The sequence below is a fragment of the Paraburkholderia sp. SUR17 genome, assembly GCF_029536165.1.
Classification (GTDB): domain Bacteria; phylum Pseudomonadota; class Gammaproteobacteria; order Burkholderiales; family Burkholderiaceae; genus Paraburkholderia; species Paraburkholderia kururiensis.
On the sequence record NZ_CP120508.1, the window covers coordinates 555,476 to 578,944 of the forward strand.

General features: G+C 64.2%; 21 protein-coding genes, 1 tRNA gene and 1 riboswitch. Of the genes, 9 read left to right on the forward strand and 13 right to left on the reverse strand.

Going from position 1 to position 23,469, the window contains the following annotated elements; genetic code table 11:
• Window positions 1-49: 49 nt before the first annotated feature.
• On the reverse strand, window positions 50-1,339 hold the full coding sequence (locus P2869_RS02515; RefSeq protein ID WP_277597375.1) for a DUF1972 domain-containing protein: 1,290 nt from the start codon (window positions 1,337-1,339) through the stop codon (window positions 50-52).
• Between the two features lie 396 nt (window positions 1,340-1,735).
• Between P2869_RS02515 and rfbB the strand changes: the two genes are divergently transcribed.
• From rfbB to P2869_RS02550, 7 genes are all read left to right on the forward strand, one after another.
• Window positions 1,736-2,797 carry a dTDP-glucose 4,6-dehydratase gene (gene rfbB, locus P2869_RS02520; RefSeq protein WP_277597376.1) on the forward strand — a complete coding sequence of 354 codons (1,062 nt, stop codon included), beginning with the start codon at window positions 1,736-1,738 and terminating at the stop codon, window positions 2,795-2,797.
• Window positions 2,798-2,800: 3 nt separating this feature from the next.
• The gene (gene rfbA, locus P2869_RS02525) at window positions 2,801-3,712 is read left to right on the forward strand and encodes a glucose-1-phosphate thymidylyltransferase RfbA (RefSeq protein WP_277597377.1); all 912 of its coding nucleotides are present in this window, start codon (window positions 2,801-2,803) and stop codon (window positions 3,710-3,712) included.
• Complete coding sequence (gene rfbC / locus P2869_RS02530; protein WP_017772884.1) at window positions 3,709-4,257, forward strand: dTDP-4-dehydrorhamnose 3,5-epimerase; 549 nt, start codon at window positions 3,709-3,711, stop codon at window positions 4,255-4,257. The genes rfbA and rfbC overlap by 4 nt, the downstream gene beginning before the upstream one ends.
• Window positions 4,258-4,323: 66 nt before the next feature.
• Window positions 4,324-5,553 carry a polysaccharide biosynthesis/export family protein gene (locus P2869_RS02535; RefSeq protein ID WP_277597378.1) on the forward strand — a complete coding sequence of 410 codons (1,230 nt, stop codon included), beginning with the start codon at window positions 4,324-4,326 and terminating at the stop codon, window positions 5,551-5,553.
• A complete protein-coding gene (locus P2869_RS02540) occupies window positions 5,550-6,014 on the forward strand; it encodes a low molecular weight phosphotyrosine protein phosphatase (RefSeq protein WP_277597379.1) in 465 nt (154 codons plus the stop codon). The genes P2869_RS02535 and P2869_RS02540 overlap by 4 nt, the downstream gene beginning before the upstream one ends.
• 13 nt (window positions 6,015-6,027) lie before the next feature.
• Window positions 6,028-8,289: a polysaccharide biosynthesis tyrosine autokinase gene (locus tag P2869_RS02545; RefSeq protein ID WP_277597380.1), complete on the forward strand. Its 2,262-nt coding sequence runs from the start codon at window positions 6,028-6,030 to the stop codon at window positions 8,287-8,289.
• A gap of 177 nt (window positions 8,290-8,466) precedes the next feature.
• On the forward strand, window positions 8,467-9,057 hold the full coding sequence (locus P2869_RS02550; RefSeq protein WP_277597381.1) for a hypothetical protein: 591 nt from the start codon (window positions 8,467-8,469) through the stop codon (window positions 9,055-9,057).
• Between the two features lie 95 nt (window positions 9,058-9,152).
• Here P2869_RS02550 and P2869_RS02555 read toward each other — a convergent pair whose 3' ends face one another.
• From P2869_RS02555 to ydfG, 12 genes are all read right to left on the reverse strand, one after another.
• Window positions 9,153-10,523 carry a UDP-glucose/GDP-mannose dehydrogenase family protein gene (locus tag P2869_RS02555; RefSeq protein ID WP_277597382.1) on the reverse strand — a complete coding sequence of 457 codons (1,371 nt, stop codon included), beginning with the start codon at window positions 10,521-10,523 and terminating at the stop codon, window positions 9,153-9,155.
• A gap of 215 nt (window positions 10,524-10,738) precedes the next feature.
• Window positions 10,739-12,016, reverse strand: a complete 1,278-nt coding sequence (locus P2869_RS02560; RefSeq protein ID WP_277597383.1) for a hypothetical protein — start codon at window positions 12,014-12,016, stop codon at window positions 10,739-10,741.
• 188 nt (window positions 12,017-12,204) lie between these two features.
• Window positions 12,205-14,343: a hypothetical protein gene (locus tag P2869_RS02565; protein WP_277597384.1), complete on the reverse strand. Its 2,139-nt coding sequence runs from the start codon at window positions 14,341-14,343 to the stop codon at window positions 12,205-12,207.
• Window positions 14,344-14,577: 234 nt separating this feature from the next.
• A tRNA-Lys gene (locus P2869_RS02570) sits at window positions 14,578-14,653 on the reverse strand.
• Window positions 14,654-14,871: 218 nt separating this feature from the next.
• On the reverse strand, window positions 14,872-15,621 hold the full coding sequence (gene ybgF / locus P2869_RS02575) for a tol-pal system protein YbgF (protein WP_026121051.1): 750 nt from the start codon (window positions 15,619-15,621) through the stop codon (window positions 14,872-14,874).
• Window positions 15,622-15,645: 24 nt separating this feature from the next.
• Window positions 15,646-16,158, reverse strand: a complete 513-nt coding sequence (gene pal, locus P2869_RS02580; RefSeq protein WP_017772893.1) for a peptidoglycan-associated lipoprotein Pal — start codon at window positions 16,156-16,158, stop codon at window positions 15,646-15,648.
• Between the two features lie 17 nt (window positions 16,159-16,175).
• Window positions 16,176-17,468, reverse strand: a complete 1,293-nt coding sequence (gene tolB / locus P2869_RS02585) for a Tol-Pal system beta propeller repeat protein TolB (RefSeq protein ID WP_199541622.1) — start codon at window positions 17,466-17,468, stop codon at window positions 16,176-16,178.
• Window positions 17,469-17,577: 109 nt separating this feature from the next.
• Window positions 17,578-18,591: a cell envelope integrity protein TolA gene (gene tolA / locus P2869_RS02590; RefSeq protein ID WP_126876820.1), complete on the reverse strand. Its 1,014-nt coding sequence runs from the start codon at window positions 18,589-18,591 to the stop codon at window positions 17,578-17,580.
• Window positions 18,588-19,040, reverse strand: a complete 453-nt coding sequence (tolR, locus tag P2869_RS02595) for a protein TolR (RefSeq protein WP_277597385.1) — start codon at window positions 19,038-19,040, stop codon at window positions 18,588-18,590. Before tolR ends, tolA begins: the two co-directional genes overlap by 4 nt.
• A gap of 16 nt (window positions 19,041-19,056) precedes the next feature.
• Window positions 19,057-19,734 (reverse strand): protein TolQ, encoded by a 678-nt coding sequence (gene tolQ, locus P2869_RS02600; RefSeq protein WP_017772897.1) that lies wholly within the window; start codon window positions 19,732-19,734, stop codon window positions 19,057-19,059.
• A 155-nt stretch (window positions 19,735-19,889) separates the two neighbouring features.
• Window positions 19,890-20,369: a tol-pal system-associated acyl-CoA thioesterase gene (gene ybgC, locus P2869_RS02605; RefSeq protein ID WP_026121054.1), complete on the reverse strand. Its 480-nt coding sequence runs from the start codon at window positions 20,367-20,369 to the stop codon at window positions 19,890-19,892.
• A 115-nt stretch (window positions 20,370-20,484) separates the two neighbouring features.
• Entirely contained in the window at window positions 20,485-21,231 is a 747-nt protein-coding gene (gene ydfG / locus P2869_RS02610) for a bifunctional NADP-dependent 3-hydroxy acid dehydrogenase/3-hydroxypropionate dehydrogenase YdfG (RefSeq protein WP_126876821.1), read from the reverse strand.
• A 172-nt stretch (window positions 21,232-21,403) separates the two neighbouring features.
• Window positions 21,404-21,504: riboswitch (ZMP/ZTP riboswitch) on the forward strand.
• Between the two features lie 161 nt (window positions 21,505-21,665).
• Between ydfG and glyA the strand changes: the two genes are divergently transcribed.
• Window positions 21,666-22,913, forward strand: a complete 1,248-nt coding sequence (glyA, locus tag P2869_RS02615) for a serine hydroxymethyltransferase (protein WP_017772900.1) — start codon at window positions 21,666-21,668, stop codon at window positions 22,911-22,913.
• 6 nt (window positions 22,914-22,919) lie between these two features.
• Entirely contained in the window at window positions 22,920-23,411 is a 492-nt protein-coding gene (nrdR, locus tag P2869_RS02620; protein WP_017772901.1) for a transcriptional regulator NrdR, read from the forward strand.
• The last annotated feature ends 58 nt before the right edge of the window (window positions 23,412-23,469 follow it).

A 23,469-nucleotide genomic window follows, 5' to 3' on the forward strand; every position in this document is an offset into this window, starting at 1 on the left:
GCGATGGTCGCGGCGGTACGTGTGGAAAGCGCCCGCCGCGAATCCCCACTCACTCGACTTGCGTGCTCGCGTGCTCGGCGTTCAACGCCACAGCACGATCCGCTTTCGAACGTTCCGCGCGTACGCGGGCGTCGAGCGCTGCGGCCGGTTGTGCCGCAACCGCAGCGGCAGCCGTAACCGGAGAGACACGCGGCACGACCGCGACGTGCTGCCGGTCGGTTCGAGCATGACGGTCCAGTAGCGCCTCGTACTGCGCGAGCACGCTATCCCAGCGAAACGCGCTGCGAAAGCGCTGCGCACTCGCAAGGCCCATGGCGCTCGCCGTGGCCGGGTCGCCGATCAACGCGGAGATGTGCATGTCGCAATCGGCCTCCGTCGCGAAGAAGCGTGCGTCCGGGCCGGCTACCCAGCGATTGAAGACGTTGTCGTGCGCAATGACCGCGCAGCCGGCGCCCAGCGCCTCCACGAGCGAGGGGTTGGTGCCGCCCACACGATGACCGTGCAGATAGAAGTTGGCGTGGTAGCGCAGCGCGCGCACGACGTGCTGGTCATAGATGGCGCCGGGAAACATGACTTCGTCGCTGGCGGCGTCGAGTACCGCACGCTGATACGGATGTGTCGCATCGTACTTGCCCAGCACGACGAGGCGTGCGCCGCGCGGCCGGCGCGAAAACGCCGTGACGATCTCCAGCACCGAGTTCTCCGGTTCGGGCCGCGCGATGACGAGCCCGTAGCGAACGTCTTCGAGGTCGAACGCTCTCAGCGGTACCGCGCTCATGCTCTCGATGGGGTCCGCACCGTAGGGGATGGTCGTGATCTTGCGGCGCTTCACGCGCGTGGCCAGATGTTCGGCGATGGCGGGGTGGTCGGCGATCAGATGGTTGCCGGCCCAGCATCCCACGCGCTCGTTGAGCCACAGCCACAGGCGTTCGTGCAGCTTCCACTTTTCGCGCCGCCATTCGAGGCCGTCCATGTTGATGATGTTCGTGATGCCGCGCCATCTCAGGTACGTGCAGAACACGGCCGTGTTGTAGCCGAGCGTGAGCACGAGGCCGGGGTCGCGTCTCGCCACGTCGCGAATGGATTTCCAGTCGAACTCCATGGTGCCGACGGCACCGGCACGCGTCACCGGCACGATGATGCGGCGCACGCCTTGCCACGTGTCTTCGCTGATGTCTTTGTTGATCGCGCCTTCAGCCGCATCGCTCTGGCAATAGACCGTGACCTCCCAGCCGCGTTGTGTCAGGTAGAGCGCAAGGCGTTCCGCGAACGTCTCGAAGCCGCCGTGGCGCGCGGGAATGCCGCGCGTGCCGAGAATGAAAAGCTGTCTGACTGCCATGTCGTCGAACCCCGTCGTTATGCATGTGGCGATGCTGCGGTGAATGAGTTGCCTCGTGCCAAAGCGTATGCGAACAGAAATGGCAGATTCGGCCACCGTCTTCATCGATTCGGACAAACTGGGTGGATACCTCTTGCGGCAGTCGTGTGTCGCGCGAAGCCTTGATTGAAGGGCCGCTCGCGGGCCTGCGTGAAGAGCGGCGCGTTGCCGGATGATGTCGGAACCCGCCAACCATATGGCCGAATCCGATCAATCGGGAACCCTAACATAGCGATCCTCTGGCCTATGTTTTTCGTGCAGTGCGGCATCGCGGATCGGAACATTCGTGTGCAGCCTGACAGCAAAGACACTGGGTAACACGCCAGTGCGGCAATCCCACACCCCCGAGGGCACGACATGATCCTTGTGACCGGTGGCGCCGGCTTTATCGGAGCCAACTTCGTCATCGACTGGCTGGCGCGTCACGACGAGCCTGTCGTCAACGTCGACAAGCTGACGTATGCGGGCAATTACGAAACGCTGCGGCAAGTGAGCGACGATCCGCGCCACGTCTTCGTGCACGCCGACATCACCGACCGCGCGGCGCTCGACGCGCTGATGCAAACGCATTGTCCGCGTGCGGTGCTGCATTTCGCGGCCGAAAGCCACGTGGACCGCTCCATCCACCAGCCGGGCGACTTCGTTTCCACGAACGTGGTGGGCACCGCGACGCTGCTCGAAGCAGCGCGCGCGTATTGGGATGGCCTTTCGGGCACACAGCGTGAAGCCTTCCGGTTCCTGCACGTCTCGACCGACGAGGTCTACGGTTCGCTCGGCCCGCACGATCCCGCGTTCAGCGAAACCACGCCGTATGCGCCGAACAGTCCCTACGCGGCGTCGAAGGCCGGCTCCGACCATCTGGTGCGCGCCTGGCACCACACCTACGGCATGCCGACTCTCACGACGAATTGTTCGAACAACTACGGGCCGTACCAGTTTCCCGAGAAGCTCATTCCGCTGATGATCCAGCGTGCCTTGCGCGGCGAACCGTTGCCGGTGTACGGCGATGGCCTCAACGTGCGCGACTGGCTCTATGTGGGCGACCATTGCGACGCGATCCGCACCGTGCTCGCGCGCGGCACGCCGGGGCAGACGTACAACGTAGGAGGCTGCAACGAGCAGACGAACGTCGATGTCGTGCACCGCATCTGCGCGCTGCTGGACGCGGCGAAACCGCGTGCGGCTGGCAGCTATCGCGAGCAGATCGCCTATGTCACCGACCGCAAGGGTCACGACCGCCGCTACGCGGTGGATGCGACGAAGCTCGCACGCGAACTCGGCTGGCGGCCGCAGCAGACCTTCGCGAGCGGACTCGCGCGCACGGTGCAGTGGTACGTGGACAACGAAGCGTGGGTCGAGGCGGTGCTTTCGGGCGAATACCGGCGCGCGTACTTTTCCAATTCATTGGTGCAGGCATAAGCCATGATCTCGACACGTATCTCGACGCATATCTCGACACGTAAGGGCATCGTCCTCGCGGGCGGCTCCGGCACCCGGCTCTATCCGATTACGCAGGTCATCTCGAAACAGATGCTGCCCGTGTACGACAAGCCGATGATCTACTACTCGCTCTCCACGCTCATGATGGCGGGCATCAACGACATTCTGCTGATCTCCACGCCCGCCGACACGCCGCGCTTTTCCGCGATGCTCGGCGACGGGCATCAGTGGGGCGTGAGCATCCGTTACGCGGTGCAGCCGTCGCCGGACGGGCTCGCGCAGGCGTTCGTGATTGGGCGCGACTTCATCGACAACCGGCCCTCGGCCCTGATACTCGGCGACAACATTTTCTATGGCGCCGATCTTGGCACGCATCTGCGCGCCGCCGACAGGCGCGATGCCGGCGCCACGGTGTTCGGGTACCACGTTCACGACCCACAGCGTTATGGCGTGGTGGAATTCGATGCGGCAGGTCGGGTGCTCTCGATCGAGGAAAAGCCCGCCAAGCCGCGCTCGAACTACGCGGTCACGGGACTTTACTTCTACGACCGCGACGTATGCGATATCGCGGCAAGCATCGAACCGTCGGCGCGCGGCGAACTGGAGATCACCGACGTCAACCGCTGTTACCTCGCGCGCGGCGACCTGCGGCTCGAGACGTTGAGCCGCGGCTTTGCGTGGTTCGACACGGGCACGCATCAATCGCTGATCGAGGCCGGCATGTTCATCGCCACGGTGCAGCAGCGCCAGGCGCTGCTCGTGTCGAGCCCCGAGGAAATCGCGTTCCGGCAGGGCTGGATCGACGCGGAGCAACTGAATCGCCTCGCCGAACCGTTGCGCAAGACCGCTTACGGCCATTACCTCAGTTCGCTGCTGGGCGCTGTTGCCTCATGACCATCACCGTGCGGCCAACGGCCATTCCCGAGGTGAAGCTGCTGGAGCCTGCTGCATTCGGTGACGCGCGCGGGCTCTTCTTCGAGAGCTTCAATCTGCGCGAATTCGAGGACAAGGTGGCAGCTGGACTGCACTTCGTTCAGGACAACCACTCGGTTTCGTCGCGCAACGTGCTGCGTGGTCTGCACTACCAGGTGGTGCGTCCGCAGGGCAAGCTCGTGCGCGTCGTAGCGGGCGAAGTGTTCGACGTGGCAGTCGATTTGCGTCGCACGTCGCCCACCTTCGGACAATGGACAGGCGCGCGGCTTTCTGCCGAAAACCGCCTGCAACTGTGGATTCCGCCCGGATTCGCCCACGGCTTCGCGGTGCTTTCCGAGCGCGCGGAGTTTCTCTACAAGACCACGGACTTCTGGTACCCCGAGCACGAACGCACGCTGCTGTGGAACGACCCGGCGCTCGGCATCGACTGGGGCCTCGATGGCGAGCCGCTGGTGGCCGCGAAGGACGCGGCGGGCGCAACGCTCGCAAACGCAGAAGTCTATTGATCGGCGGCGGCAGGTCCGCACGCGTCAGACCGCGAATGGAAGGACATCCAATTGATTGAGCAAAGCATGGTGCGTCGTGTTTCGAACCGGATTTCCAGCGGCCGTCCGCATGTGGCGTTGAAGGCGGCGTGGGGGTGGTTGGCAGCGGCCGCACTGGGTGGCTGTGCGTTGGCGCCGGGGCCCTACATGGGCGTGGCGCCGCGCGAGGACACGACGGTGCAGGCCAACGGGCAGGCGGAGCCCGCCGAGATCGTGCAGAACGGCATCACGTTCCGGCTGCATGCGCTCGACGGCAGACTCATCGCGCAACTGGCTGCGCAGGCGGCAGCGCAGCCGCCCAAAGACGCTGCGCTGCCGCGCGTCGCGTCTTCTGTGTACCGCGTGCGCAGCGGCGACGTGCTGCGTGTGATCGTCTGGGATCATCCGGAACTCAACAATCCGGGCTTCTCGTCGGTGAACAACTCGATCGTGTCGGTAGGTGCAACGCAGAGCACCGCCTTGCCGGCCGCGACGACGGGCGGCAATCTCGATCCGAATGGCCGTGTCGTGCAGGCCGACGGCACGATCTACTACCCGTACATCGGTCAGGTGAAGGTGGCGGGCGAAACCATCGAGGCGATCCGCCGCAATCTGTTCACGCGGCTCGACAAGTCGGTTGCGAAGCCGCAGGTCGACGTGTCGATTGCGTCCTATCGCAGCCAGAAAATTTACGTGTCGGGCGCCGTGCGTGCGCCCGGCACCATCTCGCTCACGGATACGCCCGAGACCGTTTCGGATGCCATCTCGGGCGCGGGCGGCTACAGCGAGGGCGCCGATCTCTCCGGCGCCACGCTCAATCGCGGCGGCAAGGTCTATCCGCTTGACCTCTACGCGTTCTTCTACGGCGGCGACGTTTCGCAGAACGTGGTGCTGCAGGACGGCGACGTGATCAACGTGCCCGAGCGCCTGCTCAAGAAGGTGTTCGTGCTGGGCGAGGTCAACAAGCCTGTCTCGCAGATCATGCCGGTCGGGCCATTTTCGTTATCCGAAGCACTTTCCGACGCGGGCGGTCTCAACGGCACGTCGGCGAACGCCTCGCAGGTTTACGTGTTCCGGCAAGGGGCAGACCGCACCGTGGACGTGTTCCATCTCGACGCGAGTTCGCCGGGCATGCTCGTGCTGGGCGACCGCTTCGAGCTGCAACCGCGCGACGTGGTGTTTGTCGACGCCGCGCACGTGACGCGTTTTTACCGCGTCGTCGCGCAGGTGTTGCCGTTCGCGAGTTCGCTCTACCTCGGCGCCCAGGCCTTCAAATGACGCGGCGTCCGTTGAAGCTGCTGGTCGTCTGCCACGCGAACGTGTGCCGAAGCCCGATGGCCGAAAGCGTGTTTCGTCACGTGCTGGACGACGTGATGGAAGCGGAGGTCGAGTCGGCCGGACTCGCCGCGCTGAGCGGCGTGCCGATGCATCCGCTCGCATGCGAGGTGCTCGACGCACGCGGATACGGCCGGCGCGGCGACACCAACGCGATGCGGCTCGTGAAGCCGATGCTCGACTGGGCGGACCTGGTGCTCACGATGGAAAGCGGCCAGCGGCTCGAAATCATTCGCCGGTTTCCGCTCGCGGCGCTCAACGTGTGGACGCTCGGACACTGGATGGACCGCGAGATCGACGACCCGGTGGGCGGCGACCTGGCGCGCTTCGAGTCGGCGCTGAACCTCATCGAACTGTGTGCGAGGAGTTGGTTGCCCGCGCTCACCCAGCAACCTTCCCTTTGATCCGACCATGGACATGAAGTCAGAACCGACACTGCCCAACATGCTGGTGAACGGCGCGGCCCCCGGTCAAACCGACGACGACGTCAGCCTGTTGACGCTCTGGCACAACGTGCAGAGCCATCGGCGTCTGTTCTGCGGCGTGGCTGCGGGCGTCGTTGCGATCGCGCTGGCCTATCTGATCGTCGCCGCGCCGGTCTACAAGGCAGACGCCCTGATTCAGGTCGATGAGCAACAGGGCTCCGCGCTCGGCGCGCTCTCCGACGTGGCGAGTGCGCTGAGCCTTAACAAGCCGATCGACGGCGAACTCGACATCCTCTCTTCGCGCGCGGTGCTGGAGCCCGCAGTCGACGCCACCCAGGCGCGCACCACCATCTTCGTGGCGAACCGCGTGCCGCTGCTGGGGCGCCTGTATGGCCGCTACAAGACGCCGCCGAACGGGCTTGCCGAGGCGCCGCTGGGACTCACGGGTTTCGCGTGGGGCGGCGAGCGTCTTGCCGTGGCCGCATTCGATACGCCGCGCGTGCTCTACGGCGAGAAATTTCGCGTGCGCGTGCAGCCCGGCAACCGCTGGACACTCGAAGACCCGGACGGCGTGACGGTGGCAAACGGCGGGCTGCACGAGCGCGTGAAGTTCACGGTGCAGACCGACTTCGGTCCCGCGCCCGGCGTGATCGAGATTCGCGAGATGCGCGGGCGGCCCGGCACGTCGTTCAAGCTCGTGGAAGCGTCGTTGCAGGACACGATCGACGCCATGCGCAAACGCATGACGGTGCAAGAGACCACCAAGGGCTCTTCGATGATCCAGCTCTCGGTGAAGAACAGCGATCCTGCACTTGCCGCGGCATTCGCCAACGAAGTTGCGCACGCTTATGTGGCGCTCAACATCAAGCATCGCGCGGAGCAGTCGCGGCTGAGTCTCGAGTTCCTGAATCGCAAGCTGCCCGCATTTCGAGAGGAACTGGCGCAGTCTGAAGACCGGCTCAACGCCTTCCGCATTCGCACCAAGACCATCGACATCGAGCAGCAGACCGAGGCCTTGCTCACGCGCGCGGTGGACCTGACCAAGCAGAAGACGCTCATCGACCTGAACCTGCAGGCCACGCGCGAGCAGTTCCGCCCGGGCCATCCGGCAGTGCAGACACTGGAGGCGCAGGACTCGGCGCTGCAAAGCGCGCTGCACGACGTGGAGAAGCAGGTGCAGGCGCTGCCCTCCACGCAGCAGGACTATCTGCGCCTTGCGCGCAACGTCGCCGTGGATACGCAGCTCTACACCGCGCTTGTGGCCAACGCCCAGCAACTCGAAGTGGCGGAGGCCGGCACGACCGGCAACGTGTCGGTGATCGATTTCGCTGTGCGGCCCGATTCCGCAGCCTGGCCGCGCGTGCCGCTCGTGCTCGCGGGCGGCGTGCTGGGTGGCCTGTTCCTCGCGTTCGTCGTCACGCAGGCCATGGCCGCGCTGCACGATGCATTGCGCAGTCCGCTCGACGTCGAGCGTGTCGGCCAGGCGCCCATCTTCGCGGTCGTGCCGGTTAGTGCGACCGAGCAGCAAGTGGCGAAGCTGCGTCGTGGCGCGTCGGACGGTCCACGTCAGGAGACCGCGCTGCTGGCGAGCCAGAGTCCATCGGACCCGAGCGTCGAGGCGCTGCGTTCGCTGCGCGCGGCGCTCCGCTTTTCGATGGTGGGCAAGGCGGGTGGCTCGATCCTCTTCACCGGCCCGACCGAAGGCGTGGGCAAAACGTTCGTGGCGCTCAACTTCGCGTATGTGCTGGCGCTCAAGGGGCTGCGCGTACTGATCGTCGATGCGGACCTGCGGCGCGCCGGCGCACGCCGTTACTTCACGCTGGGGCACGCGTATGCGGGGCTCGCCAATGTGCTCTCGGGCGACGCGACACTCGATGGGGCGATCATTGCGACGGGCCTGCGCGGCCTCGACATGCTGCCGGCCGGCAGCGCGTTGCCGCCGAACCCGGGCGAACTGCTGGAACGTCCTGCGTTTGCCGCCATGCTCAAGGAAGCCGCCGCGCGCTACGACTACGTCGTCATCGATTCGCCGCCCGTGCTGCCGGTCAGCGACGCGATTACGCTCGCGCAGGTGTGCGACGCCACCTTCGTCGTCTCTCGCGCGGAAACGACGAACCGTCACCAGCTCGCGGAGACGATGACGCGGCTCAGCCAGTCTGGCGTGCGCGTGACGGGCCAGGTATTCAACGGCGTGCAAACGACGCGCTATGGCTACGGGTACGGATACGGCTATCGCTATCAGGCGCAAGCCTGAGGGCGCGGGGTTGTCCATGCGCTTCGATGGGCGACGTGTGGGCGTGCTTCGTCGCATGAACGTGACGCGGCAGGTTGGGTTCCGGACGGCCTGCACGTGGCGTGGTGCTTATGCGGGTCTTGTCAACGGGCCGGCCGCTTCGGTGCGGCGGGCCCTCTTTTGTTGGGACAGGTCATCATGAATTCGTCGGCGGGTCTTTGGCGGCGCGGCTTTTTGCCGATGGTCTGCGCCTCGGCGGCTGCCGTACTGCTCGGTGCGCCTGCCGCCGAGGCGCAGATGATCGGCGATGTGTTTCGCTCACCGCTTACGTCGTCGCTGCTGCAAACAAGCCAGCAGCGCGACCGGCGTCGTCTGCGCCGTTCGAGCGATCCGTACATCGCGTTGATCGAGCAGAGTTCGCCGGACGCTTATCTGCGCCGTGTCACGGCCTCCAGCGATCCTTATTCCGCAACGTCAACCGCGGCCCTGGCTGCCTTGGCGCCGGCACCGCGCGCCGGTATGCGTGCGGGCGTTGCCGGGGATCCGTTGGGGATAGGACCCGTGGCGGGAGCGGCGGGCGTGCCGGGCACAGTGATGTCTGCCGTGAGCGGGCTCAAGATTGGCGGGATGACGGCTGCTGCATTGGGTCAGGCGATGAGCGTGGTGCCTGGAGCGGGGATGCCTGGGATGGCAACTGGGATGGCAGGGATGGCGGCCGGCGTGTCCGCGGCCGGTTGCTCGACGTCGCTTGCGGCGATGAGTGTGGTGGGCGCAGCGGGTTGCAGGTAGGTCAGGCGCTGCGGTGTGCCGCGCTGCGATGAAGAAAGGCGGCGCCGTCAATGGCACCACCAACGGCACCACCAACGGCACCACCTCTGAGCCGCTTAAACAGCGGCGCTGGCCTTGTCCCGCCCGATCGTGTAGTAGCGCCAACCGTTTTCGCGCATCACTGCCGGCTCGTAGAGATTGCGTCCGTCGAACACCACGGGCTGTGCGAGCGAGGCTCGCATCTGCTCGAAATCCGGGCTGCGGAATTCCTTCCACTCGGTGAGGATTACGAGCGCATCGGCATGGAGCAGCGCGGTGTCGCGCTCCCGGCAGAAATGGACGTGCTCGAAGAGGTCCGGTCCCAGATCGTCCGCGAGCACGCGCCGCGCTTCTTCCAGCGCGACGGGATCGTAGACGTTGACCATCGCGCCCGATCGAACCAGGTCGGCAATCAGCACGCGGCTGGTCGCCGCGCGCATGTCGTCGGTGTTCGGCTTGAAGGCGAGACCCCAGATCGCGAAGCGTCGCCCCGCGAGTTTGTCGTCGTAGTGCCGGCGGATCTTGTCGAACAGCATGCTCTTTTGCCGCTCGTTCACGCGCTCAACCGACGTGAGCACGTCGAGTTGCATGTCGTACTCGGCTGCGGTGCGCACGAGCGCCTGCACGTCTTTGGGGAAGCACGAACCGCCGTAGCCGCAGCCTGCGTAGAGGAAGCTGTAGCCGATACGCGGGTCGGAGCCGATGCCGCGCCGCACCTGCTCGATGTCGGCGCCCACGCGGTCCGCGAGATTGGCGAGTTCGTTGATGAACGAGATGCGCGTGGCGAGCATGGCGTTCGCCGCGTACTTGGTGAATTCGGCGGAGCGCACGTCCATGTGCAGCGTGCGTTCGTGATTGCGGTTGAACGGCGCGTACAACTGGTCCACCAGGCTTTTCGCGCGCAGCCCGGGAACGTCCGACTCGTAGCCGATCACGATGCGGTCGGGCCGCATGAAGTCTTCCACCGCCGCGCCTTCCTTGAGGAATTCGGGATTGGAAATCACGGCGAATTCCGTGTGTTCGCCGCGCTGCGCGAGTTCTTCCGCGATGGCGTCGCGCACCTTGTCGGCGGTGCCGACCGGCACGGTCGATTTATCGATGACGACCTTGAACGACGTCATGTGCCGCCCGATGTTGCGCGCGGCTGCCAGCACGTACTGGAGATCGGCCGAGCCGTCTTCGTCCGGCGGCGTGCCCACGGCAATGAACTGGATATCGCCGTGCGCGACGGCGTGCGCGATGTCGGTCGAAAAGCGCAGACGCCCTGCGTCCCGGTTGCGCGCGATGATGTCGGCGAGACCCGGCTCGTAGATGGGCACGGCGCCGCGGTTCAAGAGGTCGATTTTCGAGGCATCGACATCGAGGCAGAGCACTTGATTGCCGAGTTCCGCGAGGCACGCCCCGGTGACGAGTCCAACGTATCCTGTTCCAACGATCGTGACTTTCATGGCTCTGGGTAAAAAGATTCAAGCGGATTCAAGCGATGTTTGCCGCGAGGTGCGGGGAACAGACCTCAGCACGGTTTCTCGACGGCAGGACTGCATGATTGACTCGCGCCAACGCCGTGGGGCGAAGCTGGCGTGAGATGACCAGATATTCTCCGTTTTGGACATCGGTGGCGCGGCTTGCCTGACGACCCGAACCGCACCTCGATGCAGTGAAGTTACCGGAGGGCATGATGCAATGCCCCGCGTTCGGGAAGGGCAGGGCGCACCACGCTATAGCCGCCGAACTGTGTGCCGAGCGTGCCGGCCAGCACGGCCACGAGGGCCGTCAACGGGCTGGCCAGCAGCCAGAAATGCGACTCCGTCACGCCGAACAGAAGGCCGCTCCAGAGCGCGACGCCGAAGAAGGCGCCGCAACGCGCGTCTTTACCCGACACACGACGAAAGCCGAGCATCGCGATCACGAAGATCGCGAGGCCCACGTAGCCTTCGCCATAGATCAGGTTGGTGTAGAGCCCGTCGATGCCCGCGCCGCGCGAGGCGTTGTCGGCAATCAGATTGCCTCCGGGCGGCAGAAGCCCCACGCCGAGGACCAGGTCCTTCGCAGACAGCAGCACCTCGACTGCAAACGATAGTCGGCCGCTGAAGTCCGCGTCGATTTTTTGGGCGCCTATCGACAGAAATGCGGCATACATTCCGGCGACGATGACGACGAACGCTGCGAACTTCAATGCGACTCTCAGTGCACGGACATTGCGCCCTGCGAAGTCGCTCAGATAGCGGAAGGCGATTACGTTGCACAGCGAGAGAAAGGTCGCGATGCCCATGATCGCCAGCGTGGTGCGCGAGCCGGTCATCACGAGCGTGGCAAGACTGAACAGGATGCAAAAGACGTCGAACCATTCGACTCGCCGCTTGATTCGCACCCCGAAGATGATGATGGTCAGAAGGTAGATGGTGAGCGGATACATCGCCGCGATATTCGGGTGCGCGAATGCCCAGCTGGCGCCTTTGTCCCAGCCGGCCATGTCGGTGCGATCGGGAATAAACGGGTGAGCGGCGATAGCGAGCGCAAGCACGAATACGTTCAGCCGCCTGAATTCGATGAGCCATGTCTGCACCGTGAAAATGCGCGGCGCGATGACGAGGCAGCACGTGTAGGTGATGAGAAAGTCGAAGAAGAAAAGCAGCGCGGTACCGAACTCCGAGGGTGCGCGGGACAATTCGAAGAGCTTCCATGCAAAGACCAGCGCAAACGGTACGGCGAGCCCGCGTGAAGGCAGCACGAACCGCCGCCTCAGCAGGTCCCGCAGCAAGATGCTGAAGAGCAGGACGGCCGCAAGCCCCCAAAAACCGACCCGCGAATTTCGCACGTGCAGGTCCGAATACTGATAGGCCGGCACGAGCAGCCAGGCATAGAACAGCAGTTTGTCCGCGGTGTGCACCCGTTCTCCGGTCGCGCTGACGCGGCGCAGTGCCTTGGTGGTCGTGTTCATATCGTGGCGAATGTTCCGAGGGCGGGTTCGCACAGGTGCGCGGCGACAGCGCCACCTTCACTTGCGCAATGCGTTCGCATTGTTCCCGAAGCGGACCCGGTGCAGAAAACCGTGGCGGATGGCGCCAGGGCTTTTTCTTTATCCGACCAACGGCATGCGTGGGCATGGGGGCACGGCATGTCGAACGGTCATCGCTCGACTGTTATCCGGTAGCTCGCTGCGAATGGCTGGTTGTCGCGATTGACGTCGAAGGTGACCATCGAACCGTTCTGGCGATACGGAACGGTGAAGAGCGGTTCTCCCCGCATGTCGCGCCCCGTGATCGAGACGCGGTGCGCGGCCATTCTCAGGCCGATCGTTGCGACCACGCGCTCCATCTGCACTGGCCCTGAGACGTCGTAAAGACTCGCGGAAGGTCCCGCCTTGTCCGTTGACGGGATGGTCTTCCAGGCACCGGTCATGGCGATCGGCTTCAACCGCTGCGGCACGCCGCCGATGGTGCCCATCGTTGCGCCAGGCAAGGTCAACAGAAGCTGTGTGGACGCCGAAAGCGCTTTGTCGTCCAGACTGGTGAGAAACGCGGTGGCAAAACCGCGGTTACCCGGCGTGAGCGTGACGTCCAGGACCGACGAGTTGACAGCGTGCCCAACCGGCAAAAATCCGGAGACGCCTGCCGCATAAGCGGAGCCAAAGGTGAAAATGCGGGCCTTGCCGTCGTAGCGGAAATATGACGAAGATTTCAGCGACGCGATCTCATGCACTCCGAACGGAGTGTCGTCCCTTATGGCGATCTGGCGTTCCATGGCGAGTGACGGATCGACGTCGAATCGTGTCGAGAGCCACTGCGCGAGATTGCCCGCAATGCCGTCTGCGGCCGCCGTGATGCGCGCGTCGCGCGAGAGCGTGATCTCTGTGCGGCCCATGGGCGTATTCGGGGCCACGCGGCGGAAATAGGACGCGCATTGCGCGAATTGGATGAGTTGCGTGAGGTTGCCGCGCAGGCTGAAGTCGGACGGTGTGCTGCGGTCCCACGCGCGATCGTGGGCGTAGTCGTAGAGAATCAATCCGTCCCAGTCTTGCGAGACGGCGAACTGCGTTACGAGCGGAAGAAGATCGGATGTCTGCTCGTTCGGCCACGGCTGGTTGAATTCGCTGACGGTGAAAGGTCGCCCCGCGACTCTCGCAAATGCGACATTCAGGAACATCGGGTCCAGCACGTCGCCGAGCCAGCCGTTCGAGATGCGCCAGTCGTGCCAATTCCACGGGCGGTGCGGAAAGTCGTAGTGGTCGATATAGAAATGCGCGTCGGTGAAGCTGGCGGCACGATTCACGTCGAAGTTCGCAAAGCCGCCGTGGTTCCAGCGTCCGGAATGGATGATCTGCGTGCCGGAGACGGGAACGTCGTTGCCGAGCACGGCTTTGACCGCGGCGACCATGCGGTCCGTATAGCGCTGATCGAGGTCGAGAAAGAATTGCGCCGCGGTTTTAGCGGCATCGTCGTCGTGCGTTGGGCGGCGCAGCGGGAGTGCCGCGCAGGCGAGGCCGCGCGCTTTGCAATACGCGTTCCATTGTTCGCCCAGTTCGTCACGAAAGCGGCCAGTGACGAGCTTCGCCAGGTTGTCTTCCTGCCAGGCGTCGATGAGCGTGGATTCGTTGTTGATTTCGACAAGCGCCAGGTTAGGGCTGTCGCGCAGGTGGAGCGCCGCCAGAAGATTTCGCGCATACGTCTCCTGCCATGCTGCCATCTCCGCATCGAAGACAGGCAGCGGCTTGCTCTGCGGTGGAATGGCGTCGCCTGGGTGCAGCGGCGCAAACGTGTGGTTCGCAAAAAGATTCAGGTCGACGTAGATGCCATGGTGTCCCAGCTGCCCGATGAATCGGGAGAGATCTTGCACGGCGCGGGCGTCGAGCTGCGGATGAGCGGCATCGATCAGTACGCCCTCGGGACCGTCCGGGGTGTGCCCCGCCGGCTGGTCGATGGCGTGAAGGCGGACGATGTTGACGCCCAGCGCGGATAAACGTTGCGCAAGGGCTTCGCCGTCTGCCTCGGAAGGAAAATTCGCGGAAAGCGCGAGCGATACGCCGAAGAACCTCACGCGCGTGCGCGAAGGATCTGCGGTGTAGAAGTGTCCGTCGCGAATCACGATGCGATCGCTTGCGCTCAGCGGCGTTGCCGCGGTGGCGGTCGCGGCCGGGAGGCCAGGATACGCGACGTCGGTGCTGACCGGTTCGAACCGTGACAGGCCCGCATTGCTGGACCGGCAATTGGAGGTGGCGATCAGCGCGCCGGCAATCAGGAGATATCGAACCGCGACAACGAGTTTCATGCGCAGAGTCGTGGAGAGGAGTCGTTCCAGCGGACTATACGGGGTGTCGTTGAGCGGTCGATACCGCGAATTTCGCCAAAGTCGGGTCCGATTTCGCCAGCGGGTTTGGGCGGTTGTTATCTTGGCGAAAGGGCGGTGGCGGACGCTGATGAACGACCTGGATTTCGCCCGGCGAGGTGCGCGCTGCGGAGCAAAGAAAAAGGGCTTAGCTGTAAAGCTAAGCCCTTGAATCTTTGGTAGGCCGTACTGGATTCGAACCAGTGACCAACGGATTAAAAGTCCGCTGCTCTACCAGCTGAGCTAACGACCCGAAAGAAGCGGGATTGTACCGGCGCCCCCCAGGCCTGTCAATCCGCCGCGCCGTCGGGAACGTTGCGCGGAGGTGCCTGTCGTCGTACGGAAAACACGTGCGGCAGAAGCGAATACGAAAAAGCCCGGAACACCTCGTGTTCCGGGCTCTTCGTCGAGAGGCGCGCGTAGCGTTGTGATGCGGTGCGCGTTGCTTTGCGTGGCAGCGGGGCTGCCTTGTTATTTGATTTGCGAAAGCCTGCTTTGTGCCGACTGCGCGACGCTGGAACTGCCGTATTGCGCGAGGATCTGTTCGAGCGTCTTGCGGGCCGCTGCTTTCTGGCCCTGCTCGAGCTGATTGTTCGCGATGGCGAGCAACGCTTCTGGCGCACGCGGACTCTGCGGGTAGTTCTTCACGACGCCGTCCCATGTGGACGTCGATCCCTTGTAGTCCTTGAGCGCATAGAGCGCATTGCCGAGCCAGTACTGCGCACTTGGCTGATAGGGGCTTTGCGGGTACTTCGCGATGAAACTGCGGAACGATGCTGCCGCGTTCTTGAAGTCGCCGTTGCGGAACTGCTGCGAGGCGGCGTTGAACGCATCCGTTTCGCCGGGCTGCACGATTCCCTGCACGCCATCGACGGTCTGCTGCTGCGGCTCGAACTTCTTGAGCCGTCCATCGAGGTCCGTGTAGTAGTCCTTCTGCTGCTTCTGCAGGATGGACAACTGATTCGCCAGGTCTTCGTTCTGCCCACGCAACGTCGCCACCTGCTGGTTGAGCTGGTCGAGACGGTTGGACTGGTCGAGGATCGTGCGTTGTGCCGCGGACAGCTGGCTGGTCAGGTTATCGGTCTTGGTGCGCAGGTCGAGAATGGCCTGACGCGCTTCGTTGTCGTCGAAGAGGCCAGCATGCGCCGGTGCCGCCGCAAAGGCGGCGCCGGCGACGGAGGCAGCTGCGGCGAACCGCAGCCAGGAGATACGGTGTGACATACGCCCCTTCATCCCATGCGTTCGTTACTGTTGGTACACGAGGTCGGCACGACGGTTCTGCGACCACGATGCTTCGTCGTGACCGAGCGCAACCGGCTTCTCCTTGCCGAGGCTCACAGCTTCCATCTGCGAATCGGGCACGCCGAGCAGCGACAGCGAGCGGCGCACGGCTTCGGCACGCTTCTGGCCGAGCGCGAGGTTGTACTCGCTCGTGCCGCGTTCGTCGGTGTTGCCCTGGATCAGAACGTGACGCTGCGGGTGCGTCTTCAGGTATTGCGCGTGCTGTTGCAGCAGCGGCTGGTACTCGTCCTTCACCGAATAGCTGTCGAAGTCGAAGTAGACGCTGCGCTTGGCGAGCGGGCTGTTCGGATTGTTCAGCTCATCCACCGTCACCGGTGCGACCGCGTTCGGGTTCGGCTGCGTGCCCGACACCGCACCCTGGTTCGCGTTGGGATTGACGGGGGGCGTGGACTTACAGGCGGCCAGTGCACCAATCATCAGTACGGCCAAACCCAAGCGGAACTTTTTCGACATCATTATTGCTCTCCTAAGTGTCATTGCATGAAAGGACCCCAGGACGGCTCGCGTACGCTGCCGCCCGGAACGGACAACACCTGGCGAACACGACCGTCGGTCGAGACTGCCGCCAGCACGCCACGGCCGTTCACCTGTGTGGCGTAAAGAATGTACTGACCGTTCGCCGCAAAGCTCGGCGATTCGTCGTGCACTGTGTCGGTCAGGCCTGTGGCCGTACCGGAATCGAGGTCCTGAACATACAGCTTGAATGCGCCGCCCACGCGTGAGATGTACGCGAGCTGTTTGCCGTCGGGGCTGACGCGAGGGCTGGTGTTGTAGTTGCCGGTGAAGGTTACGCGCTGTGCCGCGCCAGCGCTTTCACCCTGAGCCGGCATGCGGTAGATCTGCGGCTGGCCGCCGCGATCGCTCGTGAAATAGATCCACTTGCCGTCAGGCGAGAAGGTGGGTTCGGTGTCGATCGCGCTGCTTTGCGTGAGGCGGCGCAGGCCGGTGCCGTCGGCGTTGACGGCGAAGATCTGCGTGTTGCCGGTGCGCGAAAGGGCGACCGCGAGCGTGCGGCCGTCCGGCGACCATGCGGGCGCGCTGTTGTTGCCCTTCTGGTCGGACACGATGACGCGGCGGCCCGTGGGCAGGTCATGGATATAAACGATCGGCTTCTTCTTTTCGAAGGAGACGTATGCGACCTTGGTACCGTCCGGCGACCATGCCGGCGAGATGATGGGTTCCGGGCTGGAGAGCGCGATGTGCGCGTCCTGACCGTCGGAATCGGAAATCTGCAACTGATAGCGGCCGCCTGTCCTGATGACGTACGACAGTCGTGTGGCGAACACGCCCCGCGTGCCGAGCAGTTTGTCGTAGATGTAGTCGGCCACCTTGTGGGCGCTCATTCTGAGGCCGCTTTCGGGGCTAACGAGAACGAGGCCGCCAAGGCTTTGCTGCTTGACCGTGTCGTACAGCCGGAAGCGCACTTCGTACTGGCCGTTCGGCAGGCGGTTCACGCTGCCGGACACGAAAGCGTCTGCGCCCTTTGCCTTCCAGGCGCCCAGATCGACCGAATCGGTTTCCGAGACGGGCGCGCTGCCCGCGTCGATGTTGCTGAATTTGCCGCTGCGTTGCAGATCTTGCCGAATGATCGTGCTCACCTGCTGCGGCGCGCTCGCCTCATTGGCGAAGTTCGCCGTGGCGATCGGAAACTGCGTGGAGCCGACGCCCGTCACGAGGACATTGAGCTGCGCGTGAGCGGCGCCGCAGGCGGCAATGAGGCACGACGCGAAAAGGGTCCGCAGGCCAGGCTTCGTCATCAAACTCATGCTGTGTCGCTTCCCGAAAAGTCAATTCTCAACACTTTGTAACAGCAAAGAGACCGGCTGTAGCCAGAATCGTTCCCGCTTGTTGCCGTGCCGCAGGGCCGCAGGGCCATCAGCCGGCCGGTCGCAGGGTAATCGTAAAGCTTGGCGGCGTCTTGCCGTTCGTATCGAGCGGCATCGGGTCCGAGCGCTGGACGGCCCGCAACGCGGCATCGTCCCACTGCGCGTTCCCGCTGCTGCGCGTAATGGTCGCAGAGAGCAGCGTGCCCGTCGGCGCGCAGCGTACCGCAACCACAGTTTCGAGGCCCTGCGTTTCACCCGACCACACGACATTCGGACGCACACGCCGCTGCACCTTCTCGGCGTAGCCGGGCGACGCCGCAGTCCCGCCTGCGCCGCTGCCGGTGCCGCTTTTCGCGAGACCGTTGCCGCTTGCGCTGTCACCGCCGCCCGCCATGCCCTGCATTTGCGCAATGCGCGCGCGTCGTTCCTGATCGAGCTTCTTCGCCTGCGCTTCAGCCTGGGCCTTCGCCTGAGCCGCCTTTGCTGCGGCGGCCTGTTTCTGCGCCTCAGCTTGCGCCTGCTTTTGCTGTTCGATCTTCTGCTGCTCGAGTTGCTGCTGCTTTTTCTGTTCCGCGAGCTGCTGTTGCTTGAGCTTCTCGGCGGCCTGTTGTGCCTGCTGTTCCTGCTGCTGCTTGAGCTTTGCGGCCTTCTGCGCGGCCAGTTGCGCCGCCTGTTCAGCTGCGAGCTGCTGCTGGCGCCGTGCTTCGGCCTCTTGCTGTTGCTGTAGTTTCAGGCGCTGCTGTTCAGCAAGCTGCGCCGCACGCGCCGCCTCTTCCTGCTTGCGTTTCTTTTCCTGCAACGCGATGTCGGCTTCTTCGTCGCGCACCGGCGGGGCCGGCGCGGCGGGAGCCGGAGGCGGCGGCGCGGGTTGCGGCGTCGAGAGATTCGGAACCTCGGTCCAAAGCTCCGCCTCGGCGCCGGCGGGCGTGCTGTTTTGCCAGTGGATGCCGTGGTACAGGAAGAACCCCAGCAACACATGCATCAGCAAAGCGAGCAGGAACGCTCGACCCGTGCCGCGTTCGCGCGGGGGCCGGAGCGGATAGCTTGAAGTCCTGCGGATCATTGCGATTTGACGAGCAGTCCGACGCGTTTGACGCCGCGAGCCTTGAGGTCGGACATCACATTCATGACGGCTTCGTACTTGACGGTCTTGTCGGCGGCGATCACGACCGGCTGATCGGGATGCGACTGTTCGCGATCCACGATGAAGCTGTTCAGATCGGCGCGGGCCATGTTTTCCTGCTGCGTGGCGCCGCTGTCGTCCTTGTAGCGCACGCTCATGTTGCCGTCCGCGCGGATGTTGACGACCACGGGCGGCGTTTGCTGCTGCGGCGTGGCGCCGCCGACGGTGGGCAGGTTCACGATGGAGGGCGCGACGAGCGGCGCGGTCACCATGAAGATCACGAGCAGCACCAGCATCACGTCGATGTACGGCACGACGTTGATGTCGGACATCGCGCGGCGCTGGCGGCCGCCACGCATGCTGGAACGAACGGGGGTTGAACCGGCCATCGTGGACTCCTGATGCTTAGTGCGCCTGGCGCTGCAAAATGTTCGAGAACTCTTCGATGAAGGTCTCGAAACGGATTGCCAGCCGGTCGATGTCGTGCGCGTAGCGGTTGTAGGCCACCACAGCCGGAATGGCCGCGAAGAGGCCGATGGCGGTTGCCGTGAGGGCCTCCGCAATGCCCGGCGCGACGTTCGCGAGCGTGGCCTGCTGCACGTTGGCGAGACCGCGGAACGCGTTCATGATCCCCCACACCGTGCCGAAGAGACCGATGTACGGGCTTACCGAACCCACCGAAGCGAGGAACGCGAGATTGGCTTCGAGCGCGTCCATTTCGCGCTGGAATGCTGCGCGCATCGCGCGGCGAGCGCCGTCGAGAATTGCACCCGGATCGTTGAGCCGCTTCTCCTTGCCTTTCAGAAACTCGCGCATGCCGGACTCGAAAATGCGTTCGAGCGCCCCGATGGTGTGGCGGTTGTTCGCGGCGCTTTGATAGAGCGCCTGCAGGTCGCCGCCCGACCAGAAATCACGTTCGAAGCGTTCGGTCTGCGCGCGGGCGCGGCGAATCGCGAACCACTTGCGGAAGATGAACGTCCACGACATCAGCGACAGCAACAGGAGCAGCCCCATCACTGCTTGTGCCAGCAGGCTCGCATTGAGAACGAGAGAAATGATCGAGAGATCTTGTGTAGTGTTCATAGAGGTTCGTTTTGGCGTTCCCCAGAGGGGCGTCCGGGTGCAAGGCGTCCCAAAGCGTTTTGTCGGCTAACCGGAAGCGTCGCTGAAAGCCTTGTGCAGCATGGCTTCCGCATGGTTTGGCCGATGTGAGTTCACTGGCGTCGTAACAACGGTGCTCAGGCGCTAGCCGTTGACGAGCCGGCTATGCTTTTTGCTGGTCCGCGCCGCAGCGCGTCGAGTACACGCGGGGGAATAGCGGCCGGGCGAAGGGTCGCGCCGTCCACGCAACCCACACGGATGTTGCCCGTGGCGAGCAGCGCGCCGTCGCGCCACGCTTCCTGTGCGAAGTCGACCGAGGCGCGGCCGATTCGCTCGATACGGCTCAAGGTCGTGATGACGTCGTCCAGCCGGGCCGGCGCCCGGTAGTCGACGGCAGTGCTGCGTACGATGAAAAGCGCGCCGGCTTCTTCGGCGAGCCTGTGCTGGTCCACGCCGCATGCGCGCAGCCACTCGGTGCGGGCTCGCTCGAAAAACTTCAGGTAATTCGCGTAGAACACGATGCCGCCCGCGTCCGTGTCTTCGTAGTACACGCGGATCGGCCACATAAAACCGGTCCCTGTACCGGACTGGCTGGTCGACATATTCATGCCGCGCATTCTACCGGAACGAAGAGGCATGTTGCTTTTTCGCTGCAAACCGCCCGGAATGCCGCTTTTGCGTCTGCCGGAGCGGCCAGCACAGTGACATGCCTCCACGCTGCGCCTTCGTGCCTTATCCGCGGTGGATCGTGAGCCCGGCGAACGATTGAGCGACCGGCATCAACTCGATCGTGTTGATGTTCACGTGGGCCGGACGCGTTGCGATCCAGTAGATCGAATCCGCGATGTCTTCCGGCGTGAGCGGCTGCACGTCCTTGTAGACGGTCGCGGCCTTCTCGTCGTCGCCGCGAAAGCGCACGTTGGAGAACTCCGTGCCGCCGCACAGGCCCGGTTCGATGTCGGTGACGCGTACCGCCGTACCCGCAAGATCTGCGCGCAGATTCAGGCTGAACTGGCGCACGAAGGCTTTTGTGGCCCCGTACACGTTGCCGCCGGGATACGGCCAGGTCCCCGCCACGGAGCCGAGATTGAACACGTGGCCGCGGTTGCGCTCGACCATGCCGGGCAAGAAGGCGCGCGTCACGTGCACGAGGCCGGTGCAGTTGGTATCGATCATGGTTTGCCAGTCGTCGAGCAGGGCGCGCTGCGCCGGCTCGAGCCCCAGCGCGAGGCCGGCGTTGTTGACGAGTACGTCGACCGCGGCGAATTCAGCGGGCAGGGCAGCCGGAGCGGCTGCGACCGCTGCGCTGTCGCGCACGTCGAGCTCGAACGGCAGAACCTTGTCGCCCAACTCGGCGCACAGCGCGTCGAGGCGGTCTTTGCGGCGCGCGGCGGCTACCACGCGGTGACCACCCTTCACAAAGGCGCGGGCGATGGCGGCGCCGAATCCTGCGGACGCTCCGGTAACGAACACGATCATGGCTGCTCCTCGTCGATATAGGACGAATTAACGAAGGCCAAAGCCTACTTCCAATGCCGCGCTGCGGCAATAAAGGCCACGCCGGGCGTGGTGCGGCGGCGCTCACGGCCTGTGAAAGGCGCGCTGACACCCTCGGTTGCCTATTGCCGGCGCTTCCAATAAACTAACGCGCTCGACCCTGCGTGACTGGCGATAGAACCCTTCAGGGTTCAAGGTGGAACGACCCACCGTGAAGCGCAGGGAGCCGTTTTGCCGTTCGCCTGGGCAGCCGTGATCCGCGCGCCGATGTATGCGCTGCCGGTGGCTGTCCTGCCTCGTGTGTGGCACCTCTTCATCCGCCACGTCAAGGCTGGCTCCTCCGCCAGCAGCGCCGCGTACCCGCTACGCGTTTCGCGCGAAATCCGGTCAACCTGAACACACTTAACGGAACCCGTATGTTTGACAGAGCCGAAAGCACCATCGCCAACGTCGATCCCGAAGTCTGGGCGGCGATCGAACAGGAAAACCGCCGTCAGGAAGACCACATCGAACTGATCGCGTCGGAAAACTACACGAGCCCGGCGGTGATGGCCGCTCAAGGTTCGCAACTGACGAACAAGTACGCGGAAGGTTATCCCGGCAAGCGTTACTACGGCGGCTGCGAGTACGTGGACATCGTGGAGCAGCTCGCGATCGACCGCGTGAAGCAGCTCTTCGGCGCCGAAGCCGCGAACGTGCAGCCGAATTCGGGTTCCCAGGCCAATCAGGGTGTGTTCTTCGCCATGCTGAAGCCGGGCGACACGATCATGGGCATGAGCCTCGCACACGGTGGACACCTCACGCACGGCTCGCCCGTCAACATGTCGGGCAAGTGGTTCAACGTCGTGAGCTATGGTCTGAACGAAGCGGAAGACATCGACTACGACGCCGCCGAAAAACTCGCGAACGAACACAAGCCGAAGCTGATCGTGGCCGGCGCATCGGCGTTCGCGCTGCGTATCGACTTCGAACGTCTTGCGAAGATCGCAAAGAGCGTGGGCGCATGGCTCATGGTGGACATGGCGCACTATGCCGGCCTCGTTGCCGCGGGCGTCTATCCGAACCCGGTGCCGCACGCCGACTTCGTGACCACGACCACGCACAAGAGCCTGCGCGGCCCGCGCGGCGGCGTGATCCTGATGAAGGCGGAATACGAGAAGGCGATCAACTCGGCGATTTTCCCCGGCATCCAGGGCGGTCCGCTGATGCACGTGATTGCGGCGAAGGCCGTGGCGTTCAAGGAAGCGCTGTCGCCCTCGTTCAAGGCGTATCAGCAGCAGGTGGTGGAAAACGCGCGCGTGCTGGCCGAAACGCTCGTGAAGCGCGGTCTGCGCATCGTGTCGGGCCGCACCGAAAGCCACGTGATGCTGGTGGACCTGCGTCCCAAGCACATCACGGGCAAGGCGGCGGAGGCCGTGCTCGGCGCGGCACACATCACCGTCAACAAGAACGCGATTCCGAACGATCCGGAAAAGCCGTTCGTGACGAGCGGCATCCGCCTCGGTTCGCCCGCCATGACGACGCGCGGCTTTGGCGCGAAGGAAGCCGAGCAGGTAGGCAACCTGATTGCCGACGTGCTCGACAATCCGGAAGACGCGGCCACGATCGAGCGCGTGCGCGCCCAGGTGGCGGAGTTGACGAAGCGCTTCCCCGTCTACCGCTGATCGGTCATGCGCTGCCCCTTCTGCCGTCATGAAGACACGCAGGTCATCGATTCCCGCGTGTCCGAAGATGGCGCTGCCATTCGCCGGCGCCGTCGCTGCTCGGCCTGCGACAAACGTTTTACGACGTACGAGCGGGTCGAGCTGGCGATGCCGGCGGTGGTCAAGAAGGACGGCAGCCGCACTGAATTCGACCGGCGCAAGATTGTTGCCAGCATGAAGCTGGCGTTGCGCAAGCGTCCCGTCTCCGCGGACGCTATCGACGCCGCCGTGGCCCGTATCGAATATCAACTGCTCGGCAGTGGCGAACGCGAAGTGCGCAGCGAACGGCTTGGCGAACTGGTCATGAACGAGCTGCGCGAACTCGACAAGGTCGCGTTCGTGCGCTTCGCTTCGGTGTATCGGCGCTTCGAAGACGTGTCCGAATTCGAGGACGTGATCGAGGAGTTTCGCCGGATGGCTGGGCCGGCTGCGCCGGACAAGCCTGGTCGCAAGCGCTGACGGTTCTTCTTTCCTCATTCGCAGTTCCTCTCTCTTTTCTCTGGCGCCGGCCGACGCT

Bases quoted from the DNA above. Each gene is read 5' to 3' on its own strand.
- tolR (WP_277597385.1), bottom strand. From the start codon at position 19,040: ATGGCCGGTTCAACCCCCGTTCGTTCCAGCATGCGTGGCGGCCGCCAG.
- P2869_RS02565 (WP_277597384.1), bottom strand. From the start codon at position 14,343: ATGAAACTCGTTGTCGCGGTTCGATATCTCCTGATTGCCGGCGCGCTG.
- tolB (WP_199541622.1), bottom strand. From the start codon at position 17,468: ATGAGTTTGATGACGAAGCCTGGCCTGCGGACCCTTTTCGCGTCGTGC.
- P2869_RS02555 (WP_277597382.1), bottom strand. From the start codon at position 10,523: ATGAAAGTCACGATCGTTGGAACAGGATACGTTGGACTCGTCACCGGG.
- ybgF (WP_026121051.1), bottom strand. From the start codon at position 15,621: ATGTCACACCGTATCTCCTGGCTGCGGTTCGCCGCAGCTGCCTCCGTC.
- rfbB (WP_277597376.1), top strand. From the start codon at position 1,736: ATGATCCTTGTGACCGGTGGCGCCGGCTTTATCGGAGCCAACTTCGTC.
- pal (WP_017772893.1), bottom strand. From the start codon at position 16,158: ATGATGTCGAAAAAGTTCCGCTTGGGTTTGGCCGTACTGATGATTGGT.
- P2869_RS02545 (WP_277597380.1), top strand. From the start codon at position 6,028: ATGAAGTCAGAACCGACACTGCCCAACATGCTGGTGAACGGCGCGGCC.
- glyA (WP_017772900.1), top strand. From the start codon at position 21,666: ATGTTTGACAGAGCCGAAAGCACCATCGCCAACGTCGATCCCGAAGTC.
- tolA (WP_126876820.1), bottom strand. From the start codon at position 18,591: ATGATCCGCAGGACTTCAAGCTATCCGCTCCGGCCCCCGCGCGAACGC.
- tolQ (WP_017772897.1), bottom strand. From the start codon at position 19,734: ATGAACACTACACAAGATCTCTCGATCATTTCTCTCGTTCTCAATGCG.
- ydfG (WP_126876821.1), bottom strand. From the start codon at position 21,231: ATGATCGTGTTCGTTACCGGAGCGTCCGCAGGATTCGGCGCCGCCATC.
- nrdR (WP_017772901.1), top strand. From the start codon at position 22,920: ATGCGCTGCCCCTTCTGCCGTCATGAAGACACGCAGGTCATCGATTCC.
- rfbC (WP_017772884.1), top strand. From the start codon at position 3,709: ATGACCATCACCGTGCGGCCAACGGCCATTCCCGAGGTGAAGCTGCTG.
- P2869_RS02550 (WP_277597381.1), top strand. From the start codon at position 8,467: ATGAATTCGTCGGCGGGTCTTTGGCGGCGCGGCTTTTTGCCGATGGTC.
- ybgC (WP_026121054.1), bottom strand. From the start codon at position 20,369: ATGCGCGGCATGAATATGTCGACCAGCCAGTCCGGTACAGGGACCGGT.
- P2869_RS02560 (WP_277597383.1), bottom strand. From the start codon at position 12,016: ATGAACACGACCACCAAGGCACTGCGCCGCGTCAGCGCGACCGGAGAA.
- P2869_RS02540 (WP_277597379.1), top strand. From the start codon at position 5,550: ATGACGCGGCGTCCGTTGAAGCTGCTGGTCGTCTGCCACGCGAACGTG.
- P2869_RS02515 (WP_277597375.1), bottom strand. From the start codon at position 1,339: ATGGCAGTCAGACAGCTTTTCATTCTCGGCACGCGCGGCATTCCCGCG.
- rfbA (WP_277597377.1), top strand. From the start codon at position 2,801: ATGATCTCGACACGTATCTCGACGCATATCTCGACACGTAAGGGCATC.
- P2869_RS02535 (WP_277597378.1), top strand. From the start codon at position 4,324: ATGGTGCGTCGTGTTTCGAACCGGATTTCCAGCGGCCGTCCGCATGTG.